The sequence below is a fragment of the Streptomyces sp. NPDC012794 genome, from assembly GCF_042901085.1.
Lineage (GTDB): Bacteria > Actinomycetota > Actinomycetes > Streptomycetales > Streptomycetaceae > Streptomyces.
The window spans coordinates 16,663-34,493 of sequence record NZ_JBIBCI010000005.1 but is presented as its reverse complement, the minus strand read 5'-3'; the positions used below and the strand labels follow the sequence as shown (position 1 = coordinate 34,493).

General features: G+C 76.9%; 14 protein-coding genes and 1 pseudogene. 5 read left to right on the top strand and 10 right to left on the bottom strand.

Annotated features, from left to right (window positions below; genetic code table 11):
* Window positions 1–26: 26 nt before the first annotated feature.
* From ACFY7H_RS10980 to ACFY7H_RS10965, 4 genes and pseudogenes are all read right to left on the bottom strand, one after another.
* A pseudogene (locus ACFY7H_RS10980) lies at window positions 27–131 on the bottom strand (NADP-dependent oxidoreductase); the annotation flags it as partial.
* A gap of 100 nt (window positions 132–231) precedes the next feature.
* Window positions 232–1,224, bottom strand: coding sequence for an ABC transporter ATP-binding protein (locus tag ACFY7H_RS10975; protein WP_388936351.1), 993 nt, complete (start codon window positions 1,222–1,224; stop codon window positions 232–234).
* Window positions 1,221–3,968 (bottom strand): hypothetical protein, encoded by a 2,748-nt coding sequence (locus ACFY7H_RS10970; protein WP_388936347.1) that lies wholly within the window; start codon window positions 3,966–3,968, stop codon window positions 1,221–1,223. Before ACFY7H_RS10970 ends, ACFY7H_RS10975 begins: the two co-directional genes overlap by 4 nt.
* Window positions 3,965–7,204: an FtsX-like permease family protein gene (locus ACFY7H_RS10965; protein WP_388936345.1), complete on the bottom strand. Its 3,240-nt coding sequence runs from the start codon at window positions 7,202–7,204 to the stop codon at window positions 3,965–3,967. The genes ACFY7H_RS10970 and ACFY7H_RS10965 overlap by 4 nt, the downstream gene beginning before the upstream one ends.
* Window positions 7,205–7,363: 159 nt before the next feature.
* Between ACFY7H_RS10965 and ACFY7H_RS10960 the strand changes: the two genes are divergently transcribed.
* Together ACFY7H_RS10960 and ACFY7H_RS10955 are read left to right on the top strand one after the other, a co-directional pair.
* A complete protein-coding gene (locus ACFY7H_RS10960) occupies window positions 7,364–8,113 on the top strand; it encodes an ABC transporter ATP-binding protein (protein WP_388936343.1) in 750 nt (249 codons plus the stop codon).
* A 142-nt stretch (window positions 8,114–8,255) separates the two neighbouring features.
* A complete protein-coding gene (locus ACFY7H_RS10955) occupies window positions 8,256–9,221 on the top strand; it encodes a hypothetical protein (protein WP_388936340.1) in 966 nt (321 codons plus the stop codon).
* A gap of 149 nt (window positions 9,222–9,370) precedes the next feature.
* Here the strand turns inward: ACFY7H_RS10955 and ACFY7H_RS10950 are convergent, their stop codons facing one another.
* A complete protein-coding gene (locus tag ACFY7H_RS10950; RefSeq protein ID WP_388936337.1) occupies window positions 9,371–10,390 on the bottom strand; it encodes a hypothetical protein in 1,020 nt (339 codons plus the stop codon).
* Window positions 10,391–10,547: 157 nt separating this feature from the next.
* Entirely contained in the window at window positions 10,548–11,468 is a 921-nt protein-coding gene (locus ACFY7H_RS10945; protein WP_388936334.1) for a LysR family transcriptional regulator, read from the bottom strand.
* Window positions 11,469–11,539: 71 nt separating this feature from the next.
* Between ACFY7H_RS10945 and ACFY7H_RS10940 the strand changes: the two genes are divergently transcribed.
* Window positions 11,540–12,493 (top strand): NAD-dependent epimerase/dehydratase family protein, encoded by a 954-nt coding sequence (locus ACFY7H_RS10940; RefSeq protein ID WP_388936331.1) that lies wholly within the window; start codon window positions 11,540–11,542, stop codon window positions 12,491–12,493.
* Here ACFY7H_RS10940 and ACFY7H_RS10935 read toward each other — a convergent pair.
* Entirely contained in the window at window positions 12,474–12,953 is a 480-nt protein-coding gene (locus ACFY7H_RS10935) for a hypothetical protein (protein ID WP_388936328.1), read from the bottom strand. The two genes, ACFY7H_RS10940 and ACFY7H_RS10935, sit on opposite strands and share 20 nt — an antisense overlap.
* A 121-nt stretch (window positions 12,954–13,074) precedes the next feature.
* On the opposite strand from ACFY7H_RS10935, the gene ACFY7H_RS10930 reads away from it, so the two are divergent.
* Window positions 13,075–14,181, top strand: a complete 1,107-nt coding sequence (locus ACFY7H_RS10930) for a DUF2330 domain-containing protein (protein WP_388936325.1) — start codon at window positions 13,075–13,077, stop codon at window positions 14,179–14,181.
* 13 nt (window positions 14,182–14,194) lie between these two features.
* Window positions 14,195–15,034 (top strand): alpha/beta fold hydrolase, encoded by an 840-nt coding sequence (locus ACFY7H_RS10925; protein ID WP_388936322.1) that lies wholly within the window; start codon window positions 14,195–14,197, stop codon window positions 15,032–15,034.
* Window positions 15,035–15,086: 52 nt separating this feature from the next.
* Here ACFY7H_RS10925 and ACFY7H_RS10920 read toward each other — a convergent pair whose 3' ends face one another.
* The 3 genes from ACFY7H_RS10920 to ACFY7H_RS10910 all read right to left on the bottom strand — a co-directional run bounded on the left by ACFY7H_RS10920 (window position 15,087) and on the right by ACFY7H_RS10910 (window position 17,617).
* Window positions 15,087–15,830 carry a hypothetical protein gene (locus ACFY7H_RS10920; protein ID WP_388936319.1) on the bottom strand — a complete coding sequence of 248 codons (744 nt, stop codon included), beginning with the start codon at window positions 15,828–15,830 and terminating at the stop codon, window positions 15,087–15,089.
* 96 nt (window positions 15,831–15,926) lie between these two features.
* The gene (locus ACFY7H_RS10915; protein ID WP_388936317.1) at window positions 15,927–16,715 is read right to left on the bottom strand and encodes a RimK family alpha-L-glutamate ligase; all 789 of its coding nucleotides are present in this window, start codon (window positions 16,713–16,715) and stop codon (window positions 15,927–15,929) included.
* Window positions 16,712–17,617 (bottom strand): RimK family alpha-L-glutamate ligase, encoded by a 906-nt coding sequence (locus tag ACFY7H_RS10910; protein WP_388936314.1) that lies wholly within the window; start codon window positions 17,615–17,617, stop codon window positions 16,712–16,714. The genes ACFY7H_RS10915 and ACFY7H_RS10910 overlap by 4 nt, the downstream gene beginning before the upstream one ends.
* Window positions 17,618–17,831 lie beyond the last annotated feature (214 nt).

Below are 17,831 nucleotides of genomic sequence, written 5' to 3'. Positions count from 1 at the left end.
GCTCCACGTACTCCATGGCTGCGCGGGTCCGGTCGAAAGGGACCCACCGCGAACCGGGTGACGGCCGAGCCGACCCGCACCCCCACTCCGGCGAGGTCGTTGCCCAGCACGAGGGGAAGGCGGTAGGGGAGTCCGGGCGGCGGTGACGGTCGAGGGGGGCGGCTCTGGAGCCGGCGGCACGGCACTCGGCGAGCCGGGACCCGGCCTTCTCGACCACCCGCCGCGCCGGGCTCAAGGGGCGTTCCGCGGCCCGGTGCCGGCCGCGGCGGGGTCGTCGGCGTCGTCGCGGCGGACCTCGATGCGGTCGGCGGCCAGGTCGACCGCGACGCGGTGCTCCATGCCCAGTGCCTCCAGGAACTTCTGGGGGAGCTGCACCCGGCCGGTGCGGTCCAGCATCACGTACTCGCGCTCGCTGACCGACTCCGTGCCGTGCTCGTCGGTGACCGTGCGGCGCAGCACCTCACTGCTGGTGCGGCCGTCGCGGATCGCCACGGTACGGCGGACCTCGCCCGCCACCATCGGGTCGTGGGTCACGATGACCACCGTCGCGCCCAGCTCCCGGTTCACGGTGCGGAAGGCCTCGAAGACGGCGGCCCCCGTCTCGGAGTCCAGCTCGCCGGTCGGCTCGTCGGCGAGCAGCACCGCCGGGTCGTTGGCCATGGCCACGGCGATGGCCACCCGCTGCTGCTGGCCGCCGGACAGCTCGGCCGGGCGCCGGCCCCCGAGGCCGCCGATTTCCAGGGCGTCCAGCAGCTCGGCGACCCGGGCCGCCTGCCGTGCCCGCGCCCCGCGACCGCCGCCCCTCAACTGCATGGGCAGCGCGATGTTCTGAGCGGCCGTCAGAAACGGCAGCAGGTTGCGGGCCGTCTGCTGCCAGACGAAGCCCACCGTCTCGCGGCGGTAGCGCAGCCGGCCGCGGGCGGACATCTCCAGCAGGTCGTAGCCGCCGACGGTGGCGGTGCCCGCCGTCGGCACGTCCAGCCCCGCCAGGATGTTCAGCAGGGTGGACTTGCCGCTGCCGGAGGCCCCGACCAGGGCCACCAGGTCGCCCTGGGCCACCGTCAGCTCCAGCCCCTGCAGGGCCTGCACCTCGACGCCGTCGCTGGTGAAGATGCGGACGAGGCGGTCGCAGACGATGGCGGTCCCGGCCGCGTGCCGGCGCGGCTCGGCGGCGGCCAGGGCCTGGCGCCGCAGTTCCTCGTACGTGGGCGCTTCGGTGTTCAACGTCGGTCTCCCGCTCTCAACTCGGTGGTGATCTGACGCCGGCCGTTCACCGCCGCCTCCGCGAGCACGGCCACGGCCACCAGCCCCGCCAGGCCCAGGGCCTGCGCGAGCACCGGCCGCAGGCCGAGCCCCAGACCGGCCGGCACGGGCGCGCCGACCAGCGTCGTCAGGTCGAGCGACGGGCCCAGCAGGGCGATCGCGGCCACCGCCGTCAGCGCGCCGCCCAGCGGGGCCACCAGCACCTGGGGCAGCGACTCCGTCAGCAGGAGCGCCACCCCCTGCCGGGGTCGCAGGCCCATGGTCCGCAGCCGGGCCAGCAGCGCGGCCCGCTCCGGGGCGGCCCGTACCAGCGTCAGCAGCACGGACAGCAGCGCGAAGCCCGCCGCCGCGGCCAGGGAGGTCCAGAACAGCCGCCCGGCCGCCTTCTGCAGGGGGTCGCCGGCGAACTTCGCCGACACCGCGGAGCTGGTCCGTACGAAGGTCCGCTCGGCGACCGCCGCCGGGGCGTGGGCGCGGACCAGCTCCCGCAGCCGCTCCTCGTCCACCGTGCCCAGGGCGAACCAGTGGTTGGGGTGCGCCGCCTCGGGAACCCGCGCGGTGACCGGCCCGGCCGGCATCACGACGACCGCCGCCTCCACGGATGGTTCCGCCGGGGTCCCCTCGACCAGGCCGACCGGCCGCGCCCGCAGCTCCACACCGCCCGCGACACGGATCCGGAATTCGCCCCCGGAGCCCTTCCCGGCGAGGTTCCCGCTGACCAGCACCGGGACGGGAGCGTCCGCCCCGCCGCCCCCTGCCAGCCCGGCCGGGTCGAAGCGGCCCCGGCCCGCGGCCGCGGACAGCGCCGCGTAGGCCGCCGGGTCGGCGACCACCGCCCTGACCCGCGTACCGATCAGGTCCTCGGACATCAGGAGGGCGTCCCGGTCGGTCCACACCCCGAGCGAGGTCCGTATCCCGGGCAGCGCGCCCGCCGCCCGGAGGAACTCCGGCGTCAGCTGCTCCCGGGGCGGGGCCGACACGTGGGCGTCGCCCCCGACATCGCCCCGCGCCGCCTGCAGGCGGGCCCCGTCCACGGAGGCCAGTACGGCCGACCCGAACCCGCCCGTCGTCACCGCCAGCAGCAGCGCGATCAGGGGCAGTACGGAGGGACGCGCGCCCCCCGAGTTCCCCCGGGCGGCGCGCGCGAGGCCGAGGAAGCCGGTCAGGCCGCGCCCGCGCCCCGCCGCCCGGGCCGCCAGCCGCGCCAGCGGCGGCTGGATCCGGGCCAGCAGCAGCCCCCCGCACAGCGCCAGCAGCAGCGGCGCGGCGACGAGCAGCGGGTCCAGCCCGGCCCCGGCCGGGGCGACCCCGCGCCGGCGGACCTCGGCCACGGCGGCGGCGGTGGCGGCCAGCACCAGCAGCTCCGCCACCAGCCTGCGCCGGGGTGCGGCCGCGCGCGGGCCCGACAGCAGCACGAAGGCGCGTACCGGAAAGGCCAGCAGGGCCGCGAGCGTGACGGCCGCGGCCGAGAGCAGGCCGGGCACCGGCCGGGGAGTCGGCAGCAACACGACCCCGAGGCCCGCGGCGAGCACGGCGGCGGGCAGCACGGTGACAACCCCCTCGCCCAGCAGCCGGCGCAGGACACCCGTGCGGGAGCCGCCCCGGGCGAGCAGCAGGGCAAGCTCGGCCTCCCGCCGGTCACCGGTGAGCCCGGCGGCCAGGCAGAACACCACGAGGGCGACGCCCGCCACCCCGGCCGGCCCGATCGCGGCGAGCGGCGCGGCGGCCTGCCGGCGGGCCTCGGCGGCGGCGAGCAGTTTCGGCAGTTCGGAGGTGATCCGGATGTCGGGGTGGCCGGTCTCGGTGATCAGCCGGTTGGCGGTGGGACCCGCCACGTACGAGGCGATCTGCTCGGCCGCCTCGGACTGCCGGTCGGCGCGCAGCGCGCCGGTGTCCACCGGCAGCCGCCAGAAGTCCGTCGCGCGGGTGCCCCAGCCCGCCAGCCGGCCGATCCCCTCGGGGCCGACCAGGGCGGACGCCTCCCACCAGGACTTCTCCTGCTTCTGGTCCCATGTGAGACAGGCCTGCAGGAGGCAGGTGGTGGCGGTGTCGCTCCAGTAGACGCCGCCCGGGTCGTTCGGGGTGAACAGGCCGACGACCTCGATGCCCATCGGCGAGGCGATGCCCGAGGAGCCCTCCAGCACCGATCCCACCGTGGCGCCGATGCTGTCGGCGGCGCTCTTGGACAGGGCGACCGGGACGGTCCCCTCGCCGCCGCCGGACGGCCAGCGCCCCTCGACGAGCCGGCCGTGAGAGGCGATCTGCGGCAGGTGCAGCAGGCCCAGGTTGGGCGCGATGCCCGAGGGGCGGGCGAGCCCGGGGCCCGTCAGGGAGCGCGAGTCCTTCGCGCGCACCCCGTAGACGGGGCCGGAGTCCGCCAGGCGGTAACCCGGGCCGACGGCGGCGCGCAGTGCGGCCAGCGAGGAGTCCAGGAAGGCCGGGAGGTCCCCGCTCCGCGCGGTCTGGGCGGTGGCAACGAGGCTGGTCGCGGCCGGGCCCTGCTCGGCCAGGTAGGCGCGCAGGGCCTGGTCGGCGCCCCGGTCGAGGGCGCGCGGCAGCGCGGTGGCCAGCAGGACGGAGACGAGGACCAGCACGGCCGACAGCAGCGTGGCCAGCGGAGCGGCGCGCAGCCGGGTCCGCACCCAGCCGGCCCCGCCGCCCCGCCCGGGCGCGGCGGTCCGAGGGTCGGCGGTCGGGCCGGTCATAGCTCCTCCACGTGGCGCAGGCGGGCGGCGGCGCCCCGGGACGTGCGGTCGCCGCGGCCGCGGACCAGCGCCGACAGCAGCGGCACCGCCGCGATGGCGGCGGCCAGCAGCAGGGTCCGCAGGCCCGGCAGGTCGGCCAGGACCGGTGGTACCGGGCGCCGCGCGGCGGGGGTGAGCACCATCAGCGGCACCGTCAGGTGCACGATGGCCGTGCCCACCGCCAGCCCCACCCCGGTCCCGAGCGCGACGAGGACCAGGCCCTCGGCGGCGGCCGCCCGGGCCAGGCCCCGCCGGGGCGCCCCGAGGGCCAGGAGGATCGCGGACTCCCGGGCCCGCAGCCGCGCGGCGGCCGCCGCGGCGGCGGCGAAACCGATGGCGGCCAGCACCGCGCTGGACAGGGCGAGGGCGGCCAGCGCGAGGCGGGGGCCGGCGCTCAGCGGGTCGTCCAGCAGCCCGGCGGCCACCTCCTCGCGCAGCAGCACCCGGTGCGAGCCGGCGCCCGCGCGCAGTTCGGCGGCGGCCCGCGCGGGCGCGGGGTCCGAGGCGGAGGCCGCGGGCAGCCACCACTCGTCGGCGCCGGGCAGGGCCCGCCCGTCGGTCGCGGCGAGCAGCCGGCCGGCGGCGCCGACGTCGACGGCCACCGCCCGGTCGCCGGACGCGGGCAGGGCTCCGACGGCGGCGGTGATCCGTACGGGGACGGTGGCCGAGCCCAGCGGCACCGTGATCCGGTCACCGACGCGGGCCCCGACGGCGGTGAGGTAGGCGCGGGTGGCGATGCCCGGCAGCTCGGCGGCGGCCGGCCCGCCGGTGGTGAGGCTGAGGGCGTGACTCCCCACGGCGGCACCCGAGTACCGCAGCCGCAGCAGTGCCCCGTCGGCCGGCAGCAGCCGGGCGGCCGGGTTCCCGTCCGCCGCCGGGGCCACCAGGTTCCAGGCGGGCGCGGCGGCCCGGACGGGGACAGCCGGTCCGCCCGCCGTCTCCGTGACCGAGACCCGGAGCAGCGCCACCTCCGCGTCGACTGGTGCTTCGGCGTCCGGCCGGCTGGACCAGCCCTTCTCGGAGCCGTACGACAGGGCGAGCCCCGCGAGGGACAGCGGTTCGGCGGCGGCCCCGAGCGGGGCCCCGGTCAGCGCCGCGACGTCCACGGAGAGGGTGCCCTCGCCGGTGTCCGGCAGCGCCTGGACCGGCGCCCGGTAGGTCAGCCCGAACCGGTCGCGCAGCAGCACCCCCAGCCGGGCGCCGCCGCTCGCGCCGAAGGCCCGGACCGACACGTCGAGGTCGATCCGCCGCGGCCGGCCCGGCAGCACGATGCCGGCGCCGTCCGGGATTCCGGCCGCCAGCGGGGCGAACAGTTCCGCCATGGGGCGCCGGTCCCGCAGGTCGGCCCGCAGCGGCACCCGCCGGGCGACGGCGGCGGCGTCCAGCGCGAGCAGTTCCCCGTCGGCGCCACCCGGCAGCCCGTGGGGGGAGCGCACCACCGGGATCGCCCGGTCGCCGCCCGGCAGTGACGCGTACCGGCCGGCCCGGCCGGGGGCGGTCAGGTCGCTGCCGGTGACGCGCAGCCCCCCGGCGGTGGCGAACTCCGCCTGGTCGCGCTGCGAGGCGGACCAGGCGGTGTGCTGGCCGAGGGCGAGGACCCCGCTGGACACCGAGAGCACCAGCAGCAGTACCGGTCCGGTGGCCCGACCGGGGCGCCGCGCGAGCTGCCAGCCCACGAGCGCCGGGCCGAGCCCGCGGCCCCGGGCGGCGATCCGGCCGCCGAGCCGCGCCGCGAACGGGAGCAGCCGCAGCACGAGCAGCGTGCCCGCGCACAGCGCCAGGGTGGGCGCGGCCACCAGGACGGGGTCGACGCCGAGTGCGCCGCCCGGCCCGGTACCGGCGCCGCTGTAGCGGTCGAGCCGGCCGTACGCGAGGACGGCCAGCGCCACCGTGGCGAGGTCCAGGCCGGAACGCGCCGCCCCCGACACCACGGCCGCACGGCGCCCGGCCCGCCGCAGCACCGCGGCCGCGGCCCCGCGCAGCACGGCGGGCAGGGAGGTCAGCAGGACGCACGCGAGCGCGCAGCCCGCCGCGGCCGGCCACAGCAGCCATGCCCCGCCGGTCTCGACGGGGGCCTCGGCCAGCGGCCCGTACCGGCCCGCCAGCCGCAGCAGCGGCGGGGTGAGCAGCGGGGCCAGGACCGCCGAGGGCAGGGCGAGCAGCAGCGCCTCGGCCGCCGACAGCGCCCCGAGCCGGCGGCGGGAGGCGCCGCGCGCGGTGAGCAGGACGCGCTCGGGTTCCTGGCGGTCCGTCAGCAGGTGGGCGACCAGCAGCAGGGCGGCGCCGGCGAGCACGGCCAGCTGGAGCGCCCCGACCAGCAGGGTGGAGCGGGCCACCCGCTGTCCCGTCTCCAGCGCGGCGGTGAAGTCCCGCAGATCCGTGGTGACGACGAGGCCGGCGGGGCCCTTGGTGCCGGTCTCCGGCGCCAGGGGACGCAGGCGGTCGAGGTCGGCGGCCCGGGCGGCGCGGAAGTCGGGGGTCAGCAGCGTGGCGCGGCCGTTCTGCACCAGGGCGCCGCCGGTGAAGGCGGAGTCGTCTACGAGCAGGGGGCCGTAGCTGGTGAAGGAGGCGACCTGCACCTCGCGTCCGCCGAGCGGATCGAGCCGCCAGTACGGCGAATCCGGTTCGGCCGCCCGGTAGACGCCGGTGACGACGACGTTCAGCGGCGCCCCGCCGTAGCGGTCTTCCAGCCGCACCTCGGCCGGCAGCGCCCGGGCGGTCAGCCCGAGCCGGTTCAGCGCGGCCTCGGGCGCGGCCACCGGGATACGCACGGGGCGGTCCGCGACCGGCTCGGGCCACTGGCCCGCGAGGAGCCGTACGCGGTCGCGGCCGAGGGCGGCGAGGAGGGTCAGGTCGGGTTCCCGGCCGGGGGCGCTGGGGCCGGGCAGCCCGTACGAACGGCTCCGCGCCACGCTCTCGATGCCGACGGGCACGCCGGCGAACAGGGTGTCCGCGAAGCTCCGTACGGCGGCGTCGTCACCGGACCGGGCGGCCGACGCGTGGTCTCCGGTGAGGACGACGGCGGTGCTCGACCTGCCGGCCGGGCCGGTCAGTGCCTGCCGGAGGCCGGATTCCCCCACGCCGCGGGTGAAGGCCAGCAGCGCGGTCAGCGTGGTCGTGGTGATGAGCGCGGTGAGCAACACGGCGGCGGCGAGCGGCAGTCGGCCGCGCAACCGGCGCACGACAAAGCCGATCATTGTGCCTGTTCCTTCCCCCGAACCGGACCAAGGGCACCGGATAGCGGACGATGCTGTCAGATTCGGTCCATAAGAGGAAGGGACTTGCGTGATTGATGTGACAGATGAGCAAATTCGGACGCGAAGGTAGGACAGTGCCTGGCCGAGGGGGAGCCCACCATGACGCAGCGACCACACCGACAGGGCACCGGGGCCACCCCCGCCACCGCGTCCACCGCCCCGCCCATGATGGCGGTGCGCGACCTGCGCAAGAGCTTCGGCGGCGGGACGAACGCCGTACACGCCCTGCGCGGCGTCTCGTTCGAGGCGCGGCGCGGCGAACTCACCGCGCTCAAGGGCCGGTCGGGCTCGGGCAAGACCACCCTGCTCAACCTGGTGGGCGGCCTCGACACCCCGAGCGGGGGCACCGTCGAAATCGACGGGACCGACCTGTCCACCCTGGACGAGAGCGGTCTTCTCGCGCTGCGCCGCGACCGGATCGGCTTCGTGTTCCAGTCGTTCGGGCTGATCCCGGTCCTCACCGCCGCCGAGAACGTCGGCGTCCCGATGCGCATGCGCAAGGTCCCGGCACAGCGGCGCGAGGAACGCGTCCGCACCCTGCTGGCCCTGGTCGGCCTCGCCGAACACGCCGGACAGCGCCCCGGGGAACTCTCCGGCGGTCAGCAGCAGCGCGTCGCACTCGCCCGCGCCCTGGCCAACGAACCCGCCCTGATCATCGCCGACGAGCCCACCGGCCAGCTGGACTCCGAGACCGGCCGTTCCATCATGCGGCTGCTGCGCGCCGTGGTCCGCAGCGAGGGCGTCACGGCCCTGGTCGCCACCCACGATCCGCAGCTGATGGAACTCGCCGACCACGTCGTCGAGTTGCGTGACGGCCGGGTCGTCGCGCCTGCCGGGCCGGACCGCTGACCGGCGGCAGCCGCACTCGTACCCGGGCCCGGAGGCCGTCGCGCGGGGCCGGAGGCGGGATCCGGCGCCCCGGCGTCAATCACCCGCGTGGCGGTGGGGCGCGCACGCCCCCGGCGGGCGGCCATGACGGACAGTGGGGCGCGTGGATGCCGATGCGGAAATGGATCTGGACGAGATCGTCGACGCGCTGTACCGGCCGCACCCCGCCGGGTTCACGGCGGCGCGGGACGCGGCCGCGGCACGCGTGAAGGAGGCCGGGGACCCGGCGGCGGCCAAGCGGATCGCGGCACTGCGGCGGCCGACGCTCGCGGCCTGGGCGTCCAACACGCTGGTCCGCGCGAAACCCGACGAGACCGAGCAGTTCCTCCAGCTCGGGCAGACCCTGCGCGCGGCGCACCGTTCCCTGGACGGGGAGCGGCTGCGGGACCTGTCGCACCAGCAGCACGTGGTGATCGGTGCCCTGGCGCGGGAAGCCGCACGGCTGGCCGAGGAGGCGGGGACTCCGGTTTCCGAGACCGTGGTACGGGAGCTGGAGCAGATCCTGCGCGCCGTCCTCGCGGACCCCGTCGCGGCCGCGACGTGGGCCTCGGGGCGGCTCGTACGGGCCCCCGCGCCGGTGTCGGATTTCCCGGCGGTCGACCCGGGCGTGGCGCTGCCGTCCGCGGTGCCGGAAGCCGGGGTGCGGGAGCCGGGGGCGCCGGAACCGGGGCCGTCGGAGCCCGCCGCGCCGGACACCGCCGCCGCTACCGAAGCCGGAGCCGTCGCCGGTACCGAAGCCGGTACCGCCGCCGAGCCCGTCGACCGCGCCCGCGCGGCCCGGATCGACGCGGCCCGGGCCGCCGCCGAGGACGCGGCGTGGGCCGCCTCCGCCCGCGAGGAGGAGCTGCGGATGGCCGAGCAGGCCCGGCAGCACGCCGTGGCCCGTGCGGCGGAGGCCGACGCCGTGGTTGCGCGGCTGCAGGAGGAGACCGAGCAGGCGCGGGCCGCGCGCGACCTGGCGTACGAGGCGGTGGCCGAGGCGGAGGCCGGCCACCGCCAGGCCGAGCGGGCGGCCCGCGAGGCCCGTCACGCGGCGGCGTCCGCCCAACGCCGCCTGCGCCGGCTGTAGACGGTGTCCTCCGGGGTCACGCGGTGGGCGGGACGGTCGCGCCGGTGGTCCGGGCCGCACGTACGGCAGGGACCCAGGCATCGCCGGGCCCATCCGCCCCGAGCGGTGGTCCGCGCCCCGCCCCCGCACCCCCGCCCCCGGCGCGCGGCCTACGGGACCGGCCTCGACGCGGACTGCCCGGCGGCCGGGCGCTGCTGGGGCGGGACGGCGGCCCGGGCGGCGCCGCGGCCCGCCACCGGCATCAGCTGGCCGGTGGCCGCGAGGGCGAGACGGGAGAACAGGGTGCCCGAGAAGCCGAACAGGAGAGCGATGGCCAGGGAGATCGGCCGGGCGGGCGCACCCCAGGAGTTGTCCAGGAACACCTGGCCCAGGAGGTTCAGCTCGGGGTCGGCGAGCATCCGGACCAGCAGCAGGCCACCGGGCGCGGCCAGCGCGCCGCCGACCGGTGCCAGCACCAGAACGCCCCAGGAGGCGGGGCGCTGTGCGCGCATCACGCCGATCAGCGGCGACAGGAACCCGCCCAGTCCCCCGAGGAGCAGCGACAGACGGTGGTCGAGCACCAGGCCGACGAGCAGTACCGCGCCGAGGCCGGTCAGGGCCAGCCACAGGGCGATCCGCTGGAGCTCGTACTCCCGCTCGAAATCGCCGTCCTCCTGCCAGGACAGCTGCTCGGTGACGGCGATCAGCAGGGCCCGTTCGGCCGGGGGGTCGCCCGCCCGCGCGGCGAGCTCCGCGACGAGGGAGTCGTTCGCCGGGTCCTGGTCCGAGGCCAGGCGCAGCCGCAGGACGCGGCTGCGTACGGTGATCTCCTCGGCGTCCTCCAGGCGCAGCAGCTGGCTCTCGGCCTCGTGCAGCACGCGCCAGGCGGAAGCGAGTTTGGAGAGGGGGATGGCGACCGCCCAGCGCCCGGGGAGCAGGCGCCAGGCCACCTGGCCGTTCCTCTCCAGCCGGTCCAGCCGGTCGGCGACCGCCTTGAGGGCGGCGGACGGGCCCGCCGGTCCGGCCGCGCACACGTCGACGCGGGCCCGGCAGTCGTGGATGCGGGCCTGGAGCAGCCGGTACCGGGGAGCGGCGATCAGACCCCGGCTGGTGATGTACACCACCACCAGGTAGCAGCCGCAGACCAGCCACAGCGCCCAGCGCCCGTCCCGGAAAAGGTGCTCCACCACCCCAATCCCCCTTCGGCGCCCGCCCGTCGCCGACGACGGGAACAGGGGCATCTTCCTACGCGGGACCGGCCCCTGTCCGGACTTCCGGACCGGCGCACGCCCCCGGTCCGTGCGGCGCCCGCATCACGGGGCCCGAAAGCCGCGTCGGCGGCCGGGGTTACCGGGCCGGAACCTCCTCGGGCCCCGCCGCACGCCGCAGGGCCTCCGTCAGCGAGGCTGCGTACGGCTGCGGATGGGGGCGCCGCGGGACGGCGACGCCGATCTGGCGGGCGGGTCGGGGCGGCGCCAGGGGCACCACCGCCGAACCCTCGGGCGGGGCCAAGGAGACGTGCGGGATCAGGGTGACGCCGACGCCCGCGCCGACCAGGGTCTGCGCGAAGAAGTAGTCGGTGGTGGAGGCGGCGACCCGCAGCTCGAACCCGGCCCGGTCCGCGTACCGGCGCAGGAAGGCCTCCGTCTTGAGGCAGCCCAGCACCCAGCGGTCCCCGGCCAGCTCCGCCGGCTCGAGCCGGTCCCGCCCCGCCAGCCGGTGGCCGCGCGGCAGGACCGCGTACAGCGGGTCCTCCAGCAGCGGCAGCCACTCCAGCCGCGCGGCGGACGGCACCGGTCCCGAGGACGGCAGCGGCCCGTCGAAGGCGTACGCCAGTGCCAGGTCCGCCGCCCCGCCGCGCACCATCGCCAGGGAGGCCTCCGGCTCGGCCTCCAGCACCGTCAGCTCCACCTCCGGATGGGCGGCCACGAACTCCGGCAGGGCGCGGGGCAGCAGGTGCCGGCCGCCGCTGGTGAAGGTGGCGAGCGTCAGCCGGGGCCGGCCGGCGGCGAGCCGGTCGATCCGGGCGCGGACCTGGTCCAGCTCGGCGGTGATCGTCTCGGCCGTCTCCACCAGCAGCCGCCCCGCCTCGGTGAGGGTGACTCCGCGCGTGCTGCGCACCGCCACCGGGTGGCCGAGGCCGCGCTCCAGCGAGGCGATGTGCTGGGAGACGGCCGAGGGCGTCAGCCGCAGGGCGGAGGCGGCGCGGTTGAAGCTGCCGTGTTCCGCGACGGCCCGCAGGACGCGCAGCCGGTGCACATCGATCAACAGTTTTCCTTACGGTCCGTTCAGCGGGTCATCGGTTCTGCCGGGGACCCTACAGCGGCAGAGTCGGGGCCATGGAAAAGGTTCTGGTCATCGGCGGCAGCCGCTACTTCGGCAGACATCTGGTCACCCGGCTCCGCGACGCGGGCAGCGCGGTCACCGTCCTCAACCGCGGCTCCTGCACCCCTCCGCCCGGCATCGCCCACCTGCTCGCCGACCGCGACGACGAGCAGGCCCTGCGCGCGGCGCTCGGGGCGCGCGCCTTCGACGTGGTCCTCGACCAGGTCTGCTACACCCCGCACCAGGCGGCCGTCGCCCGCCGCGTCTTCGGCGGCGGACGGGCCGGACGCTATGTGATGACCTCGACGATGGAGGTGTACGACCCCGCGACCTTCCGCACCCCGCCCCCGGCCGACCGGGCCGGGGCCGCCGTCCGCCCGGTGGCGGAGGACGCGTTCGACCCGCTGGACCTCCCGGCCGGTCTCCCCGGCTACGCCGAGGGGAAGCGGCGGGCCGAAGCGGTGTTCCTGCGGGACGCGGCCTTCCCGTACGTCAGCGTCCGCTCCGCGCACGTACTGGGCGGGGGCCGGGCCGACTTCACGGGACGGCTGGCGCACTACGCCGGGAGGATCGCCGACGGGCTGCCGGTCGCCGTCCACGGGGACGCGTACGAGACCTCCTTCGTCCACCACCGGGAGATCGCGGAGTTCCTGGCCTGGGCGGCCGCCGGGACCTTCACCGGGCCGGTCAACGCGGCCTCCCACGGCCCGCTCGACGTCACGGCCCTCACCGGCCTGGTGGCCGCCCGGGTCGGACGGCCGGCCCGCCACCGCGTCGTGGGCGCGGGGGAGGAGGCCTCCCCCTTCTCCTTCGACCGGGCCTACGCCCTCGACAACACCCGCGCCACCCGTCTCGGCTTCACCTTCCGCCACACCCGTGACTGGCTGCCCGGAGCCGTCGACGAGGCGGTCCGCGAGACCACCGGCCTGCCCGGTCCCGCCGACGTCCTCAGGCGCACAGCGCGATGAGGTCCGCGATGCCGTCGGCGTAGGCCGCCGACACCGAACCGGGCCGCCCCGCCCGGCCGCCGCGCAGCAGCGGCAGGCCGGCCCGGACGTGCGCGGCGCACTGGCCGTAGAGCCCCGCCTCGTACGGGGTCCCGTCGTCCTCGGAGTTCAGCAGCGCCAGCAGCGTCCACAGCAGGGCCTCGCGGGTCGCCAGCCGGGGCGGGCCGGCCGACCAGACGGCCATCAGCACCGCACAGGCCGCCGGGGCGGGGGGCCACAGCCGCGAGCGGGCGAAGATGTGCCCCTCCAGCGCGTGGTAGGCCGCCGGGTGCCCCTCGGCCGCGTCCCACAGGGTGCCCGCGAGATGCCCCGCCGAGCGGCCGCAGCCGCAGACGAAGGACTCCCAGTCGTACCGCGCGATGGTCTCCCGTACGCCGTCGGGCACCAGCGGGCTGCCGAGCGGCTGTTCCTTTCCTCTCATGGGGCCCAAGTATGTAAGCGGGCCCCGGCCCGGTCGAGCAGGCTGACCGCGGGCCGGCCGGGCCGGCCGCGACGAGCGGCGGAACCGGCCGGCGGCCGGCCACGTCTGAGAGCCCGTGTGGATGAAGAGAAGGATCCTGGCGTTGCTGTTCGCCCTGCTCGCGACCCAGATCGGATCGCTGGTCAGCCCCGCCCACGCGTGCGGCTGCGGGGCGATGGTGCCCGACGGCGCCTCCCGGATCGGGGTCGACCGGGAGAGTTCCGTCGTGCGTTGGGACGGCCGGACGGAAGAGATCGTGATGCGCTTCACCGTCGGCGGCGACGCCCGCCGCGCGGCCTGGATCATGCCGGTCCCCGGCCGGGCCACCGTGGAGCTCGGCGACCCGGCCCTCTTCCGGCAGCTGACCGAGCTCACCAGGCCCGAGCGCAGGACCCGCACGTACTTCTGGCCGCGCGAGCGGGACTGGCCCTTCTCCTCAGGCCGCGGGGACACCTCGGCCGCAGCCCTGCCCGGAGCCGGCAGCCCGGTCGGCGTGGTCGGCCGCGAGCGGCTCGGCGACTTCGACGTGGCCCGGCTGACCGCGACCGACCCCGGGGCCCTGCGCACCTGGCTGGAGGACAACGGCTTCGAGCTGCCCGAGCGGCTCGCCGCCGAACTGAAGCCGTACGTCGACCAGAAGTGGGAGTACGTCGCCGTCCGCCTCGCCCCCCGCGAGCCCGGCCGGACCCTGCGCGGCGAACTCGAACCGCTGCGCATCCGCTTCGACAGCACCCGCCTGGTGTACCCCATGCGGCTGTCCCGGCTGGCCCGCACCCCGCAGTCCCTCGGCCTCTACGTCCTCGCCGACCACCGGATGGAGCCCGGCTCGGCGATCGGCGGCGCCGACCCCGAGGTCACCTTCGCCGGGACCGTCGCGCCGAAGGGCGCCCTGGGCGAGCTGACCGGCGGCAAGCCGGTGTTCCTGACCGCGATCGACCAGCGGTTCCCCGACCCCTCCCGCATCGACGGGGACCACGAACTGCGCGCCACCGCCAAGGACACCCCCTACCGGCGGGCCGTCTACCGCGACGAACTCCTCATGGCGGGCGGGGTCCCCGTCTGGCTGCTGACGGTGGGCGGCGTGCTGGTGGCGGCGACGGCCGCAGCCGTGTTCCTGGCCGTGCGCGGGCGCCGTCCGTCCCGCTCGCCCGGCCCCGGGAATCCGCTTGACCTGCCCGAAGGCGCCTGACACCGTCCCGACGGTGATCACCTTTCCCGCGTACGACGGAACCCGCCTCGCCTGCCACGCCAGCGGCGGGGGCACCCCGCTGATCTGCCTCCCCGGCGGCCCCATGCAGGACTCCGCCTACCTCTCCGGCCTGGACGGCCTCCTCCCGCACCGCCGCCTCGTCCGGCTCGACCTGCGCGGCACCGGCGGCTCGCAGGCCTGCGAGGACCCCGCCGGCTACCGCTGCGACCGGCTCGTCGACGACGTGGAGGCCCTCCGCGAACACCTCGGCCTGGAGACGGTGGACCTGCTGGCGCACTCCGCCGGCGCCAACCTGGCCGCCCTGTACGCCGCCCGCCACCCCGGACGCGTCGGCCGGCTCCTGCTGGTCACCCCCAGCGTCTTCGCCGTCGGCATCCCCGTCGCCGGGGACGACCGGCTCGAGGCCGCCCGGCTGCGCGCCGCGGAGCCCTGGTTCGCACCGGCCTACGCGGCGCTGGAGGAACTCGTCGCGGGCCGGGCCGCGGCGGACACCATGGAGGCCGTCGCCCCCTTCTGGTACGGCCGCTGGGACGGGGCGGCCCGCGCCCACCGGGCCGCCGAGGCCGGGCAGAAGAACCACGAGGCCGCCGCCGCGTACGGAGCCGAGGGCGCCTTCGACCCGGGCGCCACCCGCGAGGCACTCGCCGGGCTGGCCGCACCGGTACTGCTGCTCGCCGGCGAGGCCGACCTGGCGGCCCCGCCGCGCGCGATGGCCGCGTACGCCGGACTGTTCCCGGACGCCCGGTTCACCGTCCAGCCAGGAGCCGGCCACTTCCCGTGGCTCGACGACCCGGTCGCCTTCGGCGGCGCCGTGGCGGAGTTCCTCGCCTAAGGGCCGTGGATGCGGGCGATGTCCCGACCGCGGCCGGGCTTTACGGGATCCCTCAGGCGCCGTCAGCGGGAGCCGGGGCCCAGGAGGTGGTGAGGCCGTCGAGCCAGGAGGGCGGCAGCTCGGCGGCGTCCCATTCCTGCCGCAGCGCCGTGGGCGCCGCGTCGAGCCGCTCCAGCACGGCGATGCTGGTGGGGGAGTGCAGCAGGGAGTGGCGGCCGTGGAGCGCGATGGTGCTGCCGGGTCCGTACCGGGCGTACAGCCCTTGCAGGCGGGCGCGGTGGTCGTCGGCGAACCGCGTGAGGCGTCCCGCGTATGCGGCCCGCCGTCGGGGGCTCATGGTCGCGAGGACGGCGGTGAGTACCTGCTCGGAGACTTCCGGATCGAGGTCGGAGGCGGTGCTGAAGGACAGGTAGAGGGGGGTCACCGCCACCTTCGCCCGTTCCACCTCCATCCTCCGGACGGGCGTACGGGCGTCCCGCGAGGCTTCCGACGCGCCGGCGCCGACGGCACGGGCCAGGGCTCGTTCGGCGATGTCGCCGAGTGCGTCGGTGAGGGCGCGGGCGCCGTCGAGCCGGCCCGCTGCGTAGGGTTCGCCCTTTTCCCCGGGGATGGTCGCGGCGGTCGCGCCGATCTCCCGGTGGGCGGCGGCGAGTACTCCGGCCTCGACGAGCCCGATCAGCTCGTCGGCGGCGTCGGAGGGAACCCCCGCCCGGCCCAGGAGCTGGACGAGTGTCGTCCTCGCGTTGTGGAGACTGGCCGGGTCCAGCTGTTGCGGGTCTTCGTCGGCGGGGTTCATGGAATCCTCGTCGTCATGGGTCGCGCCGCAGGCGAGTCTACGCACATCGCCCGCCGGGTCCGCCACCCGGACGCGCCCCCGGCCCGCCCGCGCGGGCTACCGGGCCCGGCGCAGGGCCAGGGCGGCGAGGGCTTCGGGGGCGCCGGCCTGGCCGCGGACGCCGGGGAAGGCGTTGACGTCGACGATGAGGGGGTCGCCGTCGGCCGTGGTGATGACGTCCACGCCGTAGACGTCCAGCGCGAAGACCGCGCCGACCCGCAGGGCCAGTTCGTCCACTCCGCCGGGCAGCCGGCCGGGGAACCGGCCCGGCTCCTCGGGTCCGGTGGCCAGTTCGGATTGCCGCAGACCGGTGAAGACCCGATCGCCTATCACCCACAGCTTGTGGTCCCAGCCGCTGTTGGGGGTGAACGGCTGCACCACGACCGGCTCCCGTTCCCAGCCCGCGGCGGCCAGCTCGCGCAGCCCCGCCGGGCCGTCGACGCGGGCGACGAGGTCGTGCTTGCGGCTGTGCCGGCTCTTGACCACCACGGGCCAGGCGGGCTGCTCGGAGGCCCCGGCCTCCGCGAGCGAGCCGAAGGTGCGGGTGGCGGCGAAGGGGAGTCCGGCCCGCCGGGCCAGCTCGGCCATGCCGGTGCGGTCCTGGCAGCGCCCGGTGGCGGCCGCCGAGTTCAGTACGGGCGCCCCGCGCCGCTCCAGTTCCCGCGCCAGGGCCAGGGCCGAGGGGGTCCGCGCCTTCAGCAGGTACACGTCCGCCCGTGCCCCGGCCGCGGCGGCCGCCCCGGCCTCCGGGTCCAGTACCCGCACTTCGTGCTCCGGCGCGAGCAGGGCGGCGGTGGCCGCCAGCAGCGGGTGCCCGGCGTCCGGGGTGATCAGACCGACCCTCACGCGCCGTCCCCCGCCGCCGCCTGCGCGGGCACGGCCACCGGCCGGGCGTACGGCCGCACGGGCGGGCGGGGCACGGCGGCCGGGCGGGCGCCGCCCGAGCGGGCCAGGTCCAGCACGGCGCGCGCGACCCGCGCGGCCGCGTCCGGCACCTGGCGGAAACTCGGGAAGTCGTTCACGTCGACCACGACCGGCCCGTCGGGACCCAGCAGCACGTCGACCCCGTACAGGTCCAGCCCGTACACCTCGCCCACCCGGGCGGCGATCCGCGCCACCTCGGCGGGCAGCCGCACCCGGCGCTCGCGGACGGGGGCGTCCGGGTGCAGCGGGGAGCGGCGCTCGGTGGCGTACGACTCCCCGCCGACGCAGTACACCTTGAGGTCGGTGCCGGAGTTCGGGACGTAGGGCTGCGCGATGAGCATCCCCTCGCCCGCGAGCTCGGGCAGCAGGCCGGCGAGCCGGTCCGGCGACGCCAGCAGGTGCACGCCCCGGCCGGAGCTGCCGTCGGCGGGCTTGACCACCAGCGGGTACGCGGAGTCCGGCAGGCCTCCCAGGAGTTCCGGCCGGGCGAGGGCGTAGGTGGGCGGCATCGGCAGGCCCCGGGCGCTGCCGAGCGCGGCGGCCAGGGCCTTGTCCCGTACCCCGCGGATCGAGCGGGCGTCGTTGACGGTGGTGGTCCCGGCCGCGGCAGCGGCTTCCAGCAGGGTGAGCCCCGGCCCGCCGGACACCGTCTTGAGCACCCAGGCGTCGTGCGCGCCGGCCCGGACCAGGCCGTCCATGCGCAGCAGGGAGCCGCCCGGCCGGACGACGTCCACCTGGTGGCCCCAGGCGGTCAGTTGCCGGACGACCTCGTTGGGCATGCCGTCGTGGCGGTAGTGCTCCTCCACCAGGAAGCAGAGCCTCATGGACCTTCCCCGTTTTCCGGACGTCCGCCGATTCCGTCCGGCGAGTGGTGACGTCACAGGATGCCACGGCATAGCCCCGAAACCGCTCCAGAAGGATCCTAACTGGGCACTACTCAACGTAATGTTTGTCAAGACCTTTCCTAAACGATCACCAATCCTCTTATAGTTGTGGCTCGTTGCCACAGGAACCCTCTCTTCCATTTACGCCCGGTTT